Annotated in this window: 11 protein-coding genes and 1 pseudogene; 5 read left to right on the top strand and 7 right to left on the bottom strand. The window is 69.4% G+C overall.

Annotated elements, in window-relative coordinates; translation table 11 throughout:
* Positions 1-78 precede the first annotated feature (78 nt).
* Positions 79-1,878 carry a chitinase gene (locus tag OHA11_RS12005; RefSeq protein ID WP_266495134.1) on the top strand — a complete coding sequence of 600 codons (1,800 nt, stop codon included), beginning with the start codon at positions 79-81 and terminating at the stop codon, positions 1,876-1,878.
* Between the two features lie 36 nt (positions 1,879-1,914).
* Here OHA11_RS12005 and OHA11_RS12000 read toward each other — a convergent pair whose 3' ends face one another.
* The 4 genes and pseudogenes from OHA11_RS12000 to OHA11_RS11985 form a co-directional block, all read right to left on the bottom strand.
* Positions 1,915-3,081 carry an McrC family protein gene (locus tag OHA11_RS12000; protein ID WP_266495132.1) on the bottom strand — a complete coding sequence of 389 codons (1,167 nt, stop codon included), beginning with the start codon at positions 3,079-3,081 and terminating at the stop codon, positions 1,915-1,917.
* Between the two features lie 205 nt (positions 3,082-3,286).
* A pseudogene (locus OHA11_RS11995) lies at positions 3,287-3,481 on the bottom strand (zinc ribbon domain-containing protein); the annotation flags it as partial.
* 92 nt (positions 3,482-3,573) lie between these two features.
* Entirely contained in the window at positions 3,574-5,331 is a 1,758-nt protein-coding gene (gene ltrA, locus OHA11_RS11990; protein WP_266495129.1) for a group II intron reverse transcriptase/maturase, read from the bottom strand.
* Between the two features lie 622 nt (positions 5,332-5,953).
* Positions 5,954-7,015 (bottom strand): transposase, encoded by a 1,062-nt coding sequence (locus OHA11_RS11985; protein ID WP_266495127.1) that lies wholly within the window; start codon positions 7,013-7,015, stop codon positions 5,954-5,956.
* Positions 7,016-7,065: 50 nt separating this feature from the next.
* On the opposite strand from OHA11_RS11985, the gene tnpA reads away from it, so the two are divergent.
* On the top strand, positions 7,066-7,494 hold the full coding sequence (gene tnpA, locus OHA11_RS11980; RefSeq protein ID WP_266495124.1) for an IS200/IS605 family transposase: 429 nt from the start codon (positions 7,066-7,068) through the stop codon (positions 7,492-7,494).
* A gap of 3 nt (positions 7,495-7,497) precedes the next feature.
* On the opposite strand, the gene OHA11_RS11975 is transcribed toward tnpA, so the two are convergent.
* From OHA11_RS11975 to gabT, 3 genes are all read right to left on the bottom strand, one after another.
* Positions 7,498-7,854 (bottom strand): hypothetical protein, encoded by a 357-nt coding sequence (locus tag OHA11_RS11975; RefSeq protein ID WP_266495121.1) that lies wholly within the window; start codon positions 7,852-7,854, stop codon positions 7,498-7,500.
* A 39-nt stretch (positions 7,855-7,893) separates the two neighbouring features.
* Positions 7,894-8,517, bottom strand: a complete 624-nt coding sequence (locus OHA11_RS11970; protein ID WP_323186551.1) for a phosphatase PAP2 family protein — start codon at positions 8,515-8,517, stop codon at positions 7,894-7,896.
* A 584-nt stretch (positions 8,518-9,101) separates the two neighbouring features.
* Positions 9,102-10,436 (bottom strand): 4-aminobutyrate--2-oxoglutarate transaminase, encoded by a 1,335-nt coding sequence (gabT, locus tag OHA11_RS11965; RefSeq protein WP_266495115.1) that lies wholly within the window; start codon positions 10,434-10,436, stop codon positions 9,102-9,104.
* Positions 10,437-10,815: 379 nt separating this feature from the next.
* Between gabT and OHA11_RS11960 the strand changes: the two genes are divergently transcribed.
* The 3 genes from OHA11_RS11960 to OHA11_RS11950 all read left to right on the top strand — a co-directional run bounded on the left by OHA11_RS11960 (position 10,816) and on the right by OHA11_RS11950 (position 16,664).
* A complete protein-coding gene (locus OHA11_RS11960; protein WP_266507102.1) occupies positions 10,816-12,930 on the top strand; it encodes an ATP-binding protein in 2,115 nt (704 codons plus the stop codon).
* A gap of 275 nt (positions 12,931-13,205) precedes the next feature.
* Entirely contained in the window at positions 13,206-14,942 is a 1,737-nt protein-coding gene (locus tag OHA11_RS11955) for a PucR family transcriptional regulator (RefSeq protein ID WP_266495112.1), read from the top strand.
* 276 nt (positions 14,943-15,218) lie between these two features.
* The gene (locus tag OHA11_RS11950) at positions 15,219-16,664 is read left to right on the top strand and encodes an aldehyde dehydrogenase family protein (RefSeq protein ID WP_266495110.1); all 1,446 of its coding nucleotides are present in this window, start codon (positions 15,219-15,221) and stop codon (positions 16,662-16,664) included.
* The last annotated feature ends 50 nt before the right edge of the window (positions 16,665-16,714 follow it).

The following is a 16,714-nucleotide window of genomic DNA, read 5'->3' as shown; positions in this document are numbered from 1 at the left end:
AGGTCTTGACAACCTGGATTGGTCTGGACCAAATTGGGCGCGCTCCACCCTCCAATTCCCCCACGCCAGGAGGTACTTGTGGATCGCGTCAGATCAGTCCTAGCCCTCTGTGCGGCCACCGTCCTGGCCGTACCCGGCATCACCGCGCTCTCGTCGCCCGCCCGTGCGGCCGACGCGGACCTCGCCAGGAACGGCGGGTTCGAGGCGGGCCTCGACGGCTGGACCTGCACGGCGGGCAGCGTGGTCACCACACCCGTGCGGAGCGGCGGTTCAGCACTGAAGGCGACCCCGGCCGGCAGTGACAACGCGCGCTGCGCGCAGACCGTGACCGTCAAGCCCGACTCCCAGTACACCCTCGCCGGATACGTCCGGGGCGACTACGCCTACCTCGGCGCGAGCGGCACCGGTACCACCGACGTCTCCACGTGGACCCAGTCCGCGCCGGACTGGCAGCGGCTCACCACGACCTTCCGCACCGGCCCGTCCACCACCAGCGTCACCATCTACACCAACGGCTGGTACGGCACCGCCGCGTACCACGCCGACGACATCTCCCTGGTCGGTCCGGGCGCCGACGCCGCACAACCCCCGGCCGCCCCGACCGCCCCCACGGTCGGCACGGTCACGTCCACCAGCGTCGGCCTCTCCTGGCCGTCGGTCCCCGGCGCGACGGGCTACGCGATCCACCGCAACGGTACGAAGATCCAGTCGGTGAGCGGCACTTCGGCCACCGTCTCCGGGCTGTCCCCCTCCACCGCGTACTCCTTCCAGGTCACCGCCGTGAACGCGGCCGGCGAGTCCGCCAAGTCCCCCGCCGTCACGGCGACGACGAAGGCGGGTACGGGCGGCGGCAATCCTTCGGACATCCCCGCCCACGCCCTGGTCGGCTACCTCCACGCGAGCTTCGCCAACGGCTCGGGCTATACGCGGATGGCCGACGTCCCCGACAGCTGGGACGTCATCAACCTGGCCTTCGGTGAACCCACCTCGACCACCTCGGGGGACATCCGCTTCAGCCTCTGCCCGGCCACCGAGTGCCCGAACGTCGAGAGCGAGGCCGACTTCAAGGCGGCCGTCAAGGCGAAGCAGGCCGCGGGCAAGAAGGTCCTGATATCCATCGGCGGCCAGAACGGCCAGGTACAACTGACGACGACGGCGGCCCGTGACGCGTTCGTCTCCTCGGTCTCGAAGATCATCGACACCTACGGTCTGGACGGCCTGGACATCGACTTCGAGGGCCACTCGCTCTCCCTGAACGCCGACGACACGGACTTCAAGAACCCGAAGACGCCGGTGATCGTGAACCTCATCTCGGCCGTGAAGACCCTCAAGGCCAAGTACGGCGCCGGCTTCGTCCTGTCGATGGCGCCGGAGACGTTCTTCGTCCAACTCGGCTACCAGTACTACGGAACCGGCAAGTGGGGCGGCCAGGACCCGCGCGCCGGCGCCTACCTCCCGGTCATCCACGCCCTGCGCGACGACCTGACGCTCCTGCACGTCCAGGACTACAACTCGGGCCCGATCATGGGCCTCGACAACCAGTACCACACCATGGGCGGCGCCGACTTCCACATCGCCATGACCGACATGCTCCTCACGGGCTTCCCGGTCGCGGGCGACGCCAACAACGTCTTCCCGCCGCTGCGCGCCGACCAGGTCGCGATCGGCATGCCGGCGACCACGAACGCGGGCAACGGCCACGTACCGTCGTCCGAGACCAACAAGGCCCTCGACTGCCTGACCAAGAAGACCAACTGCGGCTCGTACACGACCCACGGCACCTGGCCCGCCCTCCGCGGCCTGATGACCTGGTCGATCAACTGGGACCGGTACGGGGGGTGGGAGTTCTCGAAGAACTTCGACAGCTACTTCGGCTGAGGGGGCTGAGGGGGCGGCTTCGCGGTGGTGGCGGAGTCACTCCAGCACTGCCGCGAGCAGCCTCGTGAGCGTTGCCGTCTTCCGTAGTGTCGTCTTCCGCTCGGCGCCTCCCAGGGCGCCGAGCACCGACGGCAGGTCGAGGGACACGGACCGTACGCGGGCCGAAGTGCTGCCGTCCCAGCGGCGCACGGCAACGCTCTCGCGTGACACCGACGACCCGCCCGTCCCGCCGGGATGCAGCAGGACACAGGTGGGCGGCCCGCCACCGGGCTGCCGGCCCAGCGCATGGGCGTAGAGAAACGCCTGGTAGAGGTCGGCGGTCGCGAGCCCGCTGCCCTCGTACAGCTTGTACTTGATGTCGACGGGGCGCGTCAGTGGTGCCCCGTCGACACTGCCGGAGAGCAGGACGTCGGGCCGAACCTCGGTGTAGGAGCGGCCCGTTCGCTCGTCGTGCAGCACCCCGGCGTGCCGGGACTGGCCCCGGACGACATAGCCCGTACCGGCCGCGGCCTCCCGCAGCAGCTGGGTGGCGAACGACTCGAACAGCACGTTCATGTCGATGAGGAACGCCCGGGAGGAGAGCGACCCTCCGGCGAACAGGTCCGTGATGCCGCCGCCGGACAGGAGCAGCGCCGCCCAGCGATGCGCGGTCTCGTAGTGGCTGTTGTGCCGGTGGTAGTCGAGCCCCGCCAGGGCCGTGCGCAGATCACCGAGCGGTGTCGGGGCCACCTGGGCGAACTGAGCGGCGGCTCGCCGGGCCCTGGCGCGTACCGCGGGGGAGCGCGCCGTACGCGCCGCGAGATCGAGTGCGGCGGCGCACAGCCGGTTGTCCACGATGTCCGCGTCGTGCTCGTCGAAGCGGCAGGCCAGCCGGTCCAGCCGCCCGTAGTGCCGCAGGACCTGACGGTCGGCCAGCAACCGGCCCCGGACCGCGGGCAGTTCGTCCTCGACCGTCACATAGTCGCGGCGCACCCCGCGCGCCAGCAGCCGTTCGCAGTGCTCCGTCACCAGGAGTGCGACCAGGTCCCGGAGATGGGGAGCTCCCTCGCGCACCGTGCGGGCCGCGTCGAGCACGGGCAGTGCGCGCCCGGCCGCGTACTCCAGCATCCGCAGGACGTCCAGCTCCTCGCCCAGGTACTTGGGCAGGACGCGGACCTCGCAGGCGTCGAGGCGGACGACCCCGACACACGGCCCCGCGGTCAACTCCAGCCTTCCTCCGGCGAGTTCGCGGACACGGAGACGCCCGGCCCCGGCCGACGGGAGCGCCGTTCGGCAGGAAGAAGGCCTGGCCGATCTGCTTCTCGCGGTCGAGATGCGTACGGATGCGCTGGTTGAGCGAGTCGAGCAGGTCCGCCAGGTGCAGCTGTTCCACGTGACTCCTCCCCCGGCTGAAGCCGGGGGCTTCTCGTTACGCTGGGTCGGCGTCGCGACGGACCAGCCCGGCCCGTAGAACGTTGAGAGCGCCTACCGTGTCGGCGTGCGCGTGGTGGCCGCACGAGACGCAGTGGAACTTCTCCTGTGTGGGCCGGTTCTCCTTCGCAGTGCGCCCGCATTCGGGGCAGGTGCGGGAGGTGTTGCGGGGGTCCACGGCGATCACTTCCCGGTCGGGTAGCCGGAGCACATTGCTGTGCCCCGGCCCCCTCAGAACCGGACGTGCGACGTTAACCGCATCCGGCTCAAGCAAGCCCCTATGGACTACGCGGGTTCCTGCTCACGAGGCCGTTTACCGTCGCTGGCATGGTGCTGGCGATGGCAGTCGGCGTGTACGAGACGAAGGTTCGTTCTGTTGTCCGCTCCGCCGTCGCGCCGGTAAACGAAGTGATGCTTGTTGAGCATCTTCTTCGAGGCCGCGAACCATTCGATCCACTCGCGTGGGCTGTCCGGTTCGTATTCGGCTCCGACGATCAGCGCTTGACGGCACAGGGGGCATAGCCCCTTCTGCCGGACCGCGAGGAGAAGACTGGTCTTGTCCATCGGCGGTGGCGCCTTCTTGCGGCGGCGACTTTCCCAGTACTCGGTCAGGGACGGGTCATCCGGAGACGCTCCGGCCTTGATCAGGACGTGGCGGACAATCTTGGTCCAGGCGAACTTCACGAGGAAGGCCCCGCTGGTGCGGTCGCCGAACACCCATTGGTCCTGCCTGGACTTGTTGAACTGGCCGAAGTAGCTCTTGATGATCCAGTACTTCGGTTTCTTCGGATGGGTGTGCTTGGCCCATTTATAGACGAGCTTCCACACGTAGTCGTCGAGGGCTGTGAAGACCTCGGACGCGACCACCGTCCGGTAGTAGGCGGCCCATCCCCGGATGATCGGGGAGAGCTTTCTGCGTACAGCCTCGGCGTTGGCCCCGTACAGGGCCTTGACCTCGACTCTGAGCCGTTCCCGGACTCTCTTGATGGCGGATTTGCTGGGCTTTACCAGCAGCTTTGACCCGTAGCGTCGAAGGTTGAAGCCAAGGAAGTCAAAGCCCTGAGTCGCGTGAACGATCCGGGTCTTGTCCCCGTTGAACCTCAGCCCTCGCGGTTCGAGCCACTGCTCCAGCCTGTCCTTGACTTGATACGCATCCGATTCGCTGTGGCACAGGGCCACAAAATCGTCTGCATAACGCACCAGGACCGGGGAGTCTCGCGCCGTACGCGGTTCCGGGAGAGACCCGTTCCCTACGTAGCGGCACCCCGCAGCTTCTTCCATTCCGTGCAGGGCAACATTCATCAGCAAGGGGCTGATCACTCCGCCTTGAGGAGTCCCCTCCTCGGTCGGAGCGAACCGGCCTTTCTCCATCACCCCAGACTTGAGCCATCCCCGTACCAGATCCCTGCCAGGGAACTGCCCGAGTACGCCCATGAGCCGATCGTGATTGATTCGGTCGAACGCCGCCGCCAGGTCCGCGTCGAGCACCCACAATCGCGTGGAGCCCTTACGGGCCATCGCCTTGTAGATGGCCTCGATCGCGTCGTGGCAGCCCCGGCCAGGCCGGAAGCCGTACGACCTCGGCTCGAACCGGGCTTCCCATTCGGGCTCCAGCGCGTTTTTCACACGCGCCTGGAGTGCCCGGTCACGAATGACCGGGATGCCGAGTGGCCGCTGTTTCCCGTTGCTCTTCGGGATGTACACACGCTTGACCGGCTGCGCCTTCCACGGGGTTGCCGACTGTTGGATTTCAGCCGCCAGTTGGCCCCGCTCCTTCGGAGTCAAGGCCACTTTCCCGTCGATGCCGGCGGTCTTGCGTCCCGCGCTCTGCTGCGTAACCCTCTTCACGCTTACCAAAGTGTTCGAGAGGCTGCGCAGCATGAGCTTTTGCAGATTGCGGACCTTCTTCAGGTCACCTTCCTGCGTCGCCTTGAAGATTCTGCGCCTCAGTCGCCGTACGCTTTCCTCGCACTCGGCCCAGTCGATGCTGTGCCAGTCGAAAAAAACGCCCTCCGGTCCGTTCGCCGGGACGGACGAGTTCAAGGCAGCTGCCTGCGCTCACATGATTCCCCTCCCCGCATCCAACTTGCCCTTTGGCTCTGGTCTCTTGACGTAGGTTCTTCATGGGCTCACCCGACCCACGTGGGCTCCCTTTCGGGCCGGGCCACCTGGGCCCGTATCCGACGGGTTATACGGGACGTTCCCGCTTTCCCCTGGCCTTTCGGCTTGTCGGCATTCGCTTCTTGGGTCATCCTGTTCCCGCCGGGGACTTCTGCTTCCCTTACGGTCGGCTTACCGGATCTCTCCGGACCCCGACGGGGTTTCCACGTTCCGCACCAACAAGATGCGACTGGGGTGGGTGCCTCCTCTACCCCGGGACCGGTGGTGTCCTGCCCCCGCTGCCGATTCTGCGGGGATCACCTGGCGTTCTTCCACGCCGGGTCCTACAACTGCCGTTTGCATCACCATCGCGCAGCTTTGAAATCACGAGGCATAGTCGGAGATTCACTTTCGTTCACCCGTCCAGTCTTTCCCCTTGCTTGTGGCTTCCCGATGGCCGGGATGCTCTTGAGCGTGAGCGCCCAGCTTCACACCCTGCCGTTACCAGCAACGCATGTGGGCGCGGGGAACAGGCCCGGACACAGGCCTGGGTCGCACTCTCCTTTCAGAAAGGCTTCCACTTGTTTAGTGCGACTTCGTGTCGCACTCCGGCGCTTTCAGCCTTGGCGTGCAGGATCGTCAGGAACACCCCCCATCCGGCATCGTTGATCGACTTGTTGAGTCCGGCCTTCGCAGCGGCCCCGTTGGGCAGGAAGGCGCCAGGCCGGCTGGGGTCGGGTTTCGGCGCGGGGGCCTTGCTCATGTTGCGGATCTTGAGGTCTTCGTGCGCGATGAAGTCGTGTGCGCGGACCAGGCCGAGTGCGGTCTTGTGCGCGTGGTCGAGCCGCTGGCGCCGCACCTTGCCACGCATGTGGGCTACCTTCTCCACCGCGCGCCGGTGGTTGGCGGTTCGGTCCTTCGCCTTGCGGCGCGGGAACCGGGACACGGCCTGCTGCGCCGCCTCCAGTTTCGCGGCCGCACGGCGGCCGTGGCGCGGGCTGGGCACGAAATCGCCGTTCGAGTCGGCGAGGAAGTTCGCGATGCCCAGATCGATGCCGACCACGGAGCCGGTCGCGGGCAGCGGTTCGGGCTGGCCCTGCTCGGCAGTGACCACGACGAACCACTTACGGCCCTCGCGCTTCACGGACACCGTCTTGACCTTGCCGACCACGGTGCGATGCCGGTTGACCTTGACGTGGCCGACGCCCTGGAGACGGACGCGGGTGATGGGGTCGTGCGGGGCGGAGTCCCACCGGCAGCCGTCGCCGTCCTTGGGGAACTCGACCGTGTCGAACCAGTTCACCCCACGAAAGCGCGGGTAGCCGGGCTTGTCGCCCGCTTTGATACGGCGGAAGAACGCGGCGAACGCCTTGTCCAGCCGGCGCAGCGTCGCCTGCTGCGAGGAGAACGACCACCGGCCCTGACGCTCCGGGTCGAACGCCCGGATCTCCTTCAACTGAGCGGACTGCTGCCCGTACTTGACGCTCGTCTTCGACACGTGCCGCCAGGCGTCGCGGCGTTCCTGCAGGGCCCCGTTGTAGAGGGAGCAGTGATCCCGCAGCATCTCGCCCAGCGCCCGCTCCTGACGGAAGGTGGGCCGCATGAGGAACTTGTACGCACGGATCATCCAGCCCACCCCCTCCGGTCAGGTTCGCTTGATCCTACTACACTTGGCGTATGTCACCACGCTGGGAACCAGATCCCGATATCCGAAGGGGAAACCATGTCATCCACAACCTGCATGTCCATTTGGTGTTTATCACCAGGTACCGGCGTGAGATCTTCAACGACGAGATGCTGACACGCTGCGAGGCGATCATGCGGGAGGTGTGCGAGAGCTTCGGCGCCCAGCTGCACGAGTTCAACGGCGAAGGCGATCACGTCCACCTGCTCGTGCACTACCCGCCGAAAATCGCCCTGTCCAAGCTCGTCAACTCCCTCAAGGGCGTCAGCTCCCGATACCTACGGGCGGAGTACACCGGCCAGATCAACCGGATCGGCACGGGGTCCGTGTTCTGGTCCCCGTCCTACTTTGCAGGGTCCTGCGGCGGCGCACCGCTGAGCATCGTCACGGACTACATCGAGAACCAGAAGCGCCCAGTCTGACCGTCACCCCGGAGACGCAGAGAACTCCGGCGCTTCGCGCGCCTCCGGATCGAGGATCGCATTCCCGCCCGGCCTGAAGGCCCGGATTCCCTGCGAAGAACAGGTGATGGACCGGGCGAACTTCGCACGCCCCGCGGTGTCGTCCGACGGAGCCGAATCGATCAGTCGACGCCACAGCACTCGTTCCGCATCCGCGAAACGGCCCAGCTCCTGGGAATCGGTCAGGTGCAGGCAGGCCGGATCGTGGTGGATCATGCGGCCGTGTGCGGGGAGGATCACCTCGCCCGGTGACGGGGTGAGCGCGTAGTCGCGGCGCTCGAAGGTGACAGCCACCTGTTCCCGCTCGCCCTCGTCCGCCACCGTGCTCCCCTGGTTGTGCCCGTCGCCGACCAGCCGGTCCTACGCCGACCCCCGACCGTATCGCGCGACGGCTAGGACCATCAGCTGAAGGAGCACCAGAGACAGACACCAGCTCCCCGCCACATCCAGCGGCCAGTGGTAGCCGCGGCGGACCAGACCGAAACTCACCGCCGCCACCAGCATCAGGCAGCCGATGGCGAGTTCGCGGCGGCGATAGCGGCTCCGGAGCCAGGGGAGCAGGAGGAGGACGGCCGCCCCGTAGGCGACGGCGGCCGTGGCGGTGTGACCCGAGGGGTAATAGCCGTCACCGGCCATACCGGGCGGACCGGTACGGCCGATGGCTTCCTTGAGGGGAACGACCAGGAGTGGTACGGCGACCATGGCGGACAGGGCCGCAAGAGGCGGCACCCACCAGCGGGGGAGATCCGCGCGCCGGGCCCGGCAGGACACGTGGGCGACAACGGCGAGCAGGATCGGCACGGCCACTGTGAGATTCCCGAGGTCCGCGAGAAAATCGGCGGCGCCGGCCGGGAGACGACTGCCCCTGATCGTCCCGGCGAGCCGCTCGTCCGCGCGGCGAAGGGGGTTCTCGACGGCGGCCTGCCAGGTCAGGAAGGTGAAGAGGAGGACGAGCGGGCCGAGGACCCAGACCGGCCGCACCACAGCACGCCGCTCACCGTCTACATGGGCAGGTGCATGCTGCGATGGGTGCGGATCCGGAACGCTGACCATGCCACACACCCTGCCAGGTGTGATCGCTCCGGGTGCCGAGGGCGCCCCCATAGGGGCGCGGGGCGGTTACATATGCGGCTCCGCCGCGGGGCGCGACAAGCCCCCACCAACCCGCAGCCACACCACAACACAAGCCACGCAGACGCGCACCCGCAAAAACGCCGAAAGGCTTGCACCAGGGGGGGTAGGTGCAAGCCCTTCGGTGGAACCGATCAGATCGGTTGTCGCACGCCCCGGGGGGTTTGGGGCGGGCGACTGTCCGATCGGTGAGGAGACCCGGAGCCAAGGCTCCGGTTGTGTGCGCGAGGCACGCCCAGGGCGAAGCTGGGGAGGCCCCGACCCGGTACCGTCCACAGTCCCCTGTGGACGGGGTGTATCTCTCATCTGGGTAGAACCTACGTCAGGGGCGAGGCCTCCGACAGGTGGATTCGCGTCCCCTCATGCACCTCGCACACGTTCTTCACACGCCCCGCTCCTCGTCGCCGCGACACCGGAAGTGATTCGGCAGACTCCGCTCAGATACGGGCAAAAGCGTGCTCGATGATGTCGAGACCCTCGGCCAGCAGGTCCTCTCCGATGACCAGCGGCGGCAGGAAGCGCAGCACGTTGCCGTAGGTCCCACAGGTCAGGACCAGCAGGCCCTCCTGGTGGCACGCCTTGGCGAGCGCGGCGGTCGCCTCCGCGTTCGGCTCCTTCGTCGTACGGTCCTTGACCAGTTCGATGGCGATCATCGCGCCGCGGCCCCGGACGTCGCCGATGATGTCGAACTTCTCGGCCATGGCACCCAGCCGGGCCTTCATGACGGCCTCGATGTTCTTCGCCCTGGCGTTGAGGTCGAGCTCCTTCATCGTCTCGATCGCGCCGAGCGCGCCCGCGCAGGCCACCGGGTTGCCGCCGTAGGTGCCGCCCAGCCCGCCCGCGTGCGGGGCGTCCATGATCTCGGCGCGGCCCGTGACGGCGGCGAGCGGCAGACCGCCCGCGATGCCCTTGGCCGTCGTGATCAGGTCCGGGACGACGCCTTCGTCCTCGCACGCGAACCACTGGCCCGTACGGCAGAAACCGGACTGGATCTCGTCCGCGACGAACACGATCCCGTGCTCGGACGCGAACCGGCTGAGCGCCGGCAGGAATCCCTTGGCGGGCTCGATGAAGCCGCCCTCGCCGAGCAACGGCTCGATGATGATCGCGGCCACGTTCTCCGGCCCGACCTGCTTGGTGATCTGGTCGATGGCCTGCGCGGCGGCCTCGGGGCCCGCGTTCTCCGGACCGGTCGGCCAGCGGTACCCGTACGCCACCGGCACACGGTAGACCTCGGGCGCGAACGGGCCGAAGCCGTGCTTGTACGGCATGTTCTTCGCGGTCAGTGCCATCGTGAGGTTGGTGCGCCCGTGGTAGCCGTGGTCGAAGACGACGACGGCCTGCCGCTTGGTGTACGCCCGCGCGATCTTTACGGCGTTCTCGACGGCCTCGGCGCCTGAGTTGAACAGGGCGCTCTTCTTGGCGTGGTCGCCCGGGGTCAGCTCGGCCAGCGCCTCGGCGACGGCGACGTAACCCTCGTACGGCGTGACCATGAAACAGGTGTGGGTGAAGTCCTGGAGCTGGGCGGAGGCCCGGCGTACGACGGCCTCGGCGGACGCGCCGACGGACGTCACGGCGATACCGGAGCCGAAGTCGATCAGGCGGTTGCCGTCGACGTCCTCGATGATGCCGCCGCTCGCGCGCGCGGTGAAGACGGGCAGCACGGACCCCACACCGGCCGCGACCGCGGCGGTACGGCGGGCCTGCAGCTCCTGCGACTTCGGACCGGGAATGGCGGTGACGACGCGGCGCTCCTGCGGAAGTGTGCTCATGAGGGGCTCCCTGGGGGTCTTGCGAACGGCTTGGGGAAGGACATTGGGAAGGGCATTAGGAAGGACATCGGGAAGGACATCGGGGAGGGAAGGGCTTGCGGGCGGCTTGCGGGCGGCTTGCGGACGGGATCTTCGGACGCTCGGCTTCCTTCTTTCCTCGCAGGCTAGGCCCGGGAACAGGGGGTGGGCATGCTCCATCCGGGCGTTGTCGGGAGATTCGGTTGTCCGCCGTGGACATGGCGTGGGTGGGGAGCGATGGGGCGGCGAGGTTTCCGTATCGCCGCTCACCCGGCCCGGTAAGCGGTGAACTCCCCTTGTGGGGGCGTTAGATTGACTCGCAAACGACGTACGGAGCGGCTGGTCAGGGGTGGCAGAGGCGATGGACAGCGACGGCACGCAGGACGCACGGGGCACGCACGCCGATCGTGTGCCGCGGCCGGCGGGGCCGCCCCAGGTGCCGCCGCGGCCCGCACGGGCGCCCGGGATGCCGTCGGCGCCGGACGGGCCCACCTTTCTCACCTGGCTGCGGACGCCTCGGCCCGAGGCCGCGCCGGGCGTGTGGCGCTTCGGGCATGTGCCTCGGCCGGAGGAGGAGCCGGAGGAGACTCCGGCCCGGCAGTTGCTGAGTGGGGCGCTGATCGCCTTTCTTGTGGGGTGGCTGATCTGGTCTTTGCTGTCCAACGGCTATCTCGGCGGTTGGTGGATCCTGCCGCTCGAACTGTTCACCCCGGATTCCTGGCGCAACAGCGACAGTAGGATCGTCAGGTTCCTCGTATTTGAGGGCTACACCGTCCTCGTCGTGTTCGCGATCATGATCGGCGTGGGACGTCTCGGCCGCTGGAGCGAGGTCTGGCGCCGCTTCGTGGCTCCCCGTCTGCGACGAGTCGTGCCCCAGCAGGCTCCGCCGACGCCCGAGGAAGACCCCGCCCAGTGGAACCAACTGCGCGCCGCCGGAGCCGCCGACGCCGCCGAGCGGCTCGGTGCCGAGGCCCGGGCCGGACACATGCGCGACGTCGACCAGGCCAGGATCGCCCGGGCCTGGCAGGGCGTGCGGAGCGGGCAGCACAGTCTCGCCACCTTCAGCGGTGCCGTCCTGCGGGACGGAGCCGCCGCCTGTCTGCACCCCTCCGGGGAGCGGGACCTGCCGGGACGCCTCGCGCGGCACGACCTTGTCACCGGACAGGTACGGCTCGGCACGACCGCCGACGACCCGCGGAATCCGTACTCCTACCGTGGGACCGGCCTGGCGCTCGGGCCGGACCTGCTGGGCACCTCGCTGCTCGCCGTCGGGCCCGCCGGGTCCGGCAAGACCGGCGGTGTCGTCTGGCCGCTCGCCGAATCGCTGTGCCTGCACGCGCTCGCGGGGCGGGCCGCCGTGGTCGTCGTCGGTGCCGCGGGGGCGGGGCTCGGGCCGGTGGACGCGTACGACGTCGTGGTGCGGGTGGGCAATCCCGAGTCCGTGTACGACCTCGATCTGTACGGCGGGACCACCGACCCCGACGAGGCGGCGGCCGTGCTCGCCGAGGCGCTCGTCGGGGACCTGGCCGATCCGCATCCCGGCGCGGACAGCCGACGGTCCACCACCGTGCTGGCCCAGCTGCTCGGACCGTACCGGGCCGTGCACGGCCGTTTCCCGTCCGTGCCCGAGCTGAGGCAGCTGCTCGACGGCGCGCCCGGACCGCTCGGCGCCCTGCGCAAGGCGCTCACGGAGGGCGGCAAGGAATCCCTGCTGCGGGAACTCGACGCGCGGGAGCGGCAGTTGGGGCAGCCCGGGGATGTGGGGAGCGTGCTCGCCGACCGGGTGGCACTGCTCGACCGGCCCGCGTTCGCCACCTTCTTCGACACGTCGGGCCAGTCCCGGCCCTTCTCCCTCCGCGCCCTCGACCATCCCGTACGCGTGCGGATCGACCTGCCCGAGCGCGGGCATGCCGACGCCTCCCGCATGCTCGCGCGGCTCGTACTCGCCCAGTTCGCGGCGAGCGTCGCCGTACGGGAGGACCGGTCGCTGTTCGCCTGCCTCGTACTCGACGACGCCACGGGAGTCATCACGCCCGAGGCCGTACGGGGTATTCAGCGGTTGCGGTCCGCCAACGCCGGGGTCGTCATGACCCTGCGCACCCTCGACGACGTACCCCGCCCGCTGCGGTCGCCGCTGCTCGGTGCCATCGGGTGCCGGATGGCGCTGTCCGGGCTCACGCCGTGGGACGGGCAGGACTTCGCCGAGGTGTGGGGCAAGGAGTGGACCGAGGCACGGGACGTCACCGACCGGCAGATCATCGCGGAGACCCCGGCCGGCAAGGCCGTCCACATGCTGCGACGGGTGATCACCGGCAATGCGCCGACCGCCCGGGCCGTGACCGTACGGCAGGTCGAGCGTGAGCGCTGGTCCGCGTCCGAGCTGGCGCACGGGGTGCCGCCGGGGTACGCGGTGCTTTCGCTCACCAGCGTGCGCGGGGAGCACGCGCCGCCGTTGCTGGTGGATCTGCGGAGCTGAGGCGGGCCGGGGGTTGGGGTGAGGGGCTGGGCGCGAGGGGCCTCTGAGGGACTTTTGAGGGGTGCGACGAGTGTGACCGTCCGGACATGGGGTCACGGGTCGACCGTACGGTGAGGCAGAATCGACACAGGTTGTTCATACGTTGCGGCCAAAGGATCAAAAGGATCACATGGCGCGTGACCATCGAAGAACCTGTGACGAATTTGCCGATTCGGCGACCTGACGACCTGACGATGACCTGACGACGATCTGACGACTGAAGACCTGAAGGCCCCATGCCCCCCACGCTCGCCTCGCTCGTACATCACTCGGCGCTCAAGCTCACCGTGCGCGCGGGCGGGGATCGTCTGGACACCCCCGTTCGCTGGGTGCACGCCAGCGAGCTCACCGACCCCGTGCCGTACATGGAGGGCGGGGAGCTGCTGCTCATCACCGCGCTCAAGCTGGACGTGGAGGACGCCGACGCCATGCGGCGGTATGTGAAACGGCTGGTGGGGGCGGGGGTGGCCGGGCTCGGTTTCGCCGTCGGGGTGCACTACGACGAGACCCCCAAGGCGCTGGTCGACGCGGCGGAGGGGGAGGGGCTGCCGCTGTTGGAGGTGCCCCGGCGTACGCCGTTCCTCGCCATCAGCAAGGCCGTGTCGGCCGCCATCGCCGCCGACCAGTACCGGGCGGTCACGGCCGGTTTCGCGGCGCAGCGGGAACTGACCAGGCAGGCGCTGAGCGACGGCCCCGAAGGGCTGCTGACCGCGCTCGCCTCGCAGGTGGACGGATGGGCGGCGTTGTACGACGCGTCCGGGGCCGTCGTCGCCACCGCGCCCGAGTGGGCGGGGCGGCGGGCCGCCCGGCTCACCGGGGACGTGGAGCGGTTGCGGGAGCGGCCGGCGCCCGCGAGTTCCGTCGTCGGAGGCGGCGAGGGTGACGGCGAAGACGAGGACGGCGAGGGCGGGGGCGGGGAGGACCGGGTCGAGCTGCATTCGCTCGGGTCGGGGCGGCGGGCCCGGGCCGCGCTGGCCGTGGGGACGGCGGCCGCGTTGGGTACGGCCGAGCGGTATGCCGTGCACTCGGCCATCGCGCTGCTGACGCTGACCACGGAGCGGTCCCGGTCGTTGTACGCCGCCGAGCAGCGGATCGGCGCGGCCGTGTTGCGGATGTTGCTGGCGGGGCAGCCGGATCATGCGCGGGGGGTCGCCGGGCACTTGTACGGGGGGCTGCTGGACGCGCCCTACCGGATGATCCTGGCCGAGGCCGCGTCGGCTTCCGCCGGGCGGGCTCGGGCGGGTGCTCGGGCTCGCGCCGGGGATCCGGATGTGGAGGGGGACGGAGTGGGCGATGGCGGCGGGGCCGCGGTGAGAGCCGAGGCCGCTGCCGCCCTTGCCGATGCCGGGGGTGATCTCGTGGGTGGGCTCGGCGAGGTCGCGGAGTCCGCCGCCGCGCGGTCCGGTGAAGCCGTGCTCGTGGTGCCCGACGGGGAGCGGCTCGTGGTGCTGGCCGCGGACGGGGGCGCGGTCGTTTCCGCCTGCGCCCAGTACGCGGAGGCCGTCGGGGCCGCGCGAACCGGCGGCGAGCAGGCGGGCGAGGAGGACGAGCTCGTGGTGGGGATCTCGGCTCCCGCCGGGCCGATCGCCGCGGGGGCGGCCTACAAGCAGGCCGAGCAGGCGTTGTCCGTGGCTCGGCGGCGGGGGCGGGTGCTGGTCGAGCACGAGGAGCTGGCCGCGGGGTCTGTGGTGCCGTTGCTGGCGGATGATGCCGTGCGGGCGTTCGCGGACGGGTTGTTGAGGCCGCTGTACGAGCATGACGCGACGGGGCGGGGGGATCTTGTCGCCTCGCTGCGGGCGTGGTTGTCGCGGCACGGGCAGTGGGACGCGGCCGCGGTGGATCTTGGGGTGCATCGGCATACGTTGCGGTACCGGATGCGGCGGGTCGAGGAGATCCTCGGGCGGTCGCTGGACGATGCGGATGTGCGGATGGAGCTGTGGCTGGCGCTGAAGACGACTGCGGCGGCGGAGTAGGGGGCTCCCCTTTCTGGGGCTGACGCCCCCGGACCCCCGCTGAAAATCAGCCCCTCCGGCGTTTGGGGAGCGGGGGTTCGGGGGCGGAGCACCCGAGTAGTGATGGGAATGGGTTGGGGCGGCGGGGGCGAGAACCAAGCCACCGACTAGGCCAAACCGGCGCACCCCACCCCACGAGTGCTCCGGCCCGGACATGCCCCCCGTCGCCACCCCGGCTCTACCGTAGGACGGGAAACACCAGGCACACCCCGAACGCGGAAGGGCACGGACTCGCACATGACCTCCACCCACGCCTTCTGGCTCGCCGGCCGTCAGGCCACCGGCGAGTCCACCTTCGACGTCACCTCCCCGTGGGACGGCCGCCCCGTCGGCACGGTCGCCGTACCGACCGACGCCCAGGTCGAGGAGGCCGTGGCCGCCGCGTACGCCGTACGGGACGAGTTCGCCGCCACCCCGGCCCACATACGCGCCGCCGCCCTCGATCACGTCAGCCGCCGCCTGGTGGAGCGGACCGAGGAGATCGCCCGGCTCATCTCCGCCGAGAACGGCAAGCCGATCAAGTGGGCCCGCGGCGAGGTCGGCCGGGCCGTGTCCGTGTTCCGGTTCGCGGCCGAGGAGGCCCGCCGGTTCAACGGGGGCGAGGCCCAGCGGCTGGACACGGACCTCGGGGGGCAGGGGCGGCTCGCCCTCACCCGGCGGTTCCCGAAGGGGGTCGTGCTCGGCATCGCGCCCTTCAACTTCCCGCTGAACCTCTGCGCTCACAAGATCGCCCCCGCCATCGCGGCAGGCGCCCCGATCATCCTCAAGCCCGCACCCGCGACGCCCCTGTCCGGGCTGCTCATCGGTGAGCTGCTCGCCGAGACCGACCTGCCGGCCGGGTCCTGGTCCGTACTGCCCGTCGCCAACGACAAGATGCCCGCCCTCGTGCAGGACGACCGGCTGCCCGTCATCTCGTTCACCGGGTCCGACAAGGTCGGCTACGCGATCATGGACTCCGTACCGCGCAAGCACCTCACCCTGGAGCTGGGCGGAAACGGCGCGGCCGTCGTGCTCGCCGACTGGGCGAGTGACGAGGACCTGGACCGGGCGGCCTCGCGGATCGCCACCTTCGCCAACTACCAGGGCGGGCAGTCCTGCGTCTCCGTGCAGCGGGCGTTCGCGGACGCCTCCGTGTACGAGCGGCTGTTGCCCCGCGTGGTCGCCGCTGTCGAGGCGCAGGTCACCGGTGATCCGGCCGACGACGCGACCGATGTCGGACCGCTGGTGAACGAGGATGCCGCCAAGCGGGTCGAGTCATGGGTGGACGAGGCCGTGAACTCCGGCGCCACACTGCTCACCGGTGGCAAGCGGGACGGCGCCACGTATGCCCCCACCGTGCTGGCCGATGTGCCCGCGGACGCGACTCTCTCCTGCGAAGAGGTCTTCGGGCCCGTTCTCACCCTCCAGAAGGTGACGGGGGAGGCCGCCGCCTTCGCCGCCGTCAACGAGTCCAAGTACGGGCTGCAGGCAGGTGTGTTCACCCATGATCTGCAGACCGCCTTCCGTGCCCACCGCGCGCTCGAAGTGGGCGGGGTCGTGGTCGGTGACGTGCCTTCCTACCGCGCCGACCAGATGCCCTACGGCGGGGTGAAGCAGTCCGGCGTCGGGCGCGAAGGCGTGAAGTTCGCGATGGACGACTACACGTACGAGCGGGTGCTCGTCCTGACGGGACTGGCTCTCTGACCCGTTGCCCGCTGCCTGTTGCCCGCTGCTTGTTGCCCGTCCGATCGGCG

Origin of the sequence: Streptomyces sp. NBC_00878, assembly GCF_026341515.1 — a bacterium.
GTDB lineage: Bacteria > Actinomycetota > Actinomycetes > Streptomycetales > Streptomycetaceae > Streptomyces.
Note: the sequence above shows the minus strand (reverse complement) of the source record. Positions and strands in the feature narration are given on the sequence as shown.

What these genes read in the sequence shown, in the direction of transcription:
- OHA11_RS11985 (WP_266495127.1), bottom strand. Translation starts at nt 7,015, where the DNA reads ATGATCCGTGCGTACAAGTTCCTCATGCGGCCCACCTTCCGTCAGGAG.
- tnpA (WP_266495124.1), top strand. Translation starts at nt 7,066, where the DNA reads ATGTCACCACGCTGGGAACCAGATCCCGATATCCGAAGGGGAAACCAT.
- gabT (WP_266495115.1), bottom strand. Translation starts at nt 10,436, where the DNA reads ATGAGCACACTTCCGCAGGAGCGCCGCGTCGTCACCGCCATTCCCGGT.
- OHA11_RS11960 (WP_266507102.1), top strand. Translation starts at nt 10,816, where the DNA reads ATGGACAGCGACGGCACGCAGGACGCACGGGGCACGCACGCCGATCGT.
- OHA11_RS11955 (WP_266495112.1), top strand. Translation starts at nt 13,206, where the DNA reads ATGCCCCCCACGCTCGCCTCGCTCGTACATCACTCGGCGCTCAAGCTC.
- OHA11_RS11950 (WP_266495110.1), top strand. Translation starts at nt 15,219, where the DNA reads ATGACCTCCACCCACGCCTTCTGGCTCGCCGGCCGTCAGGCCACCGGC.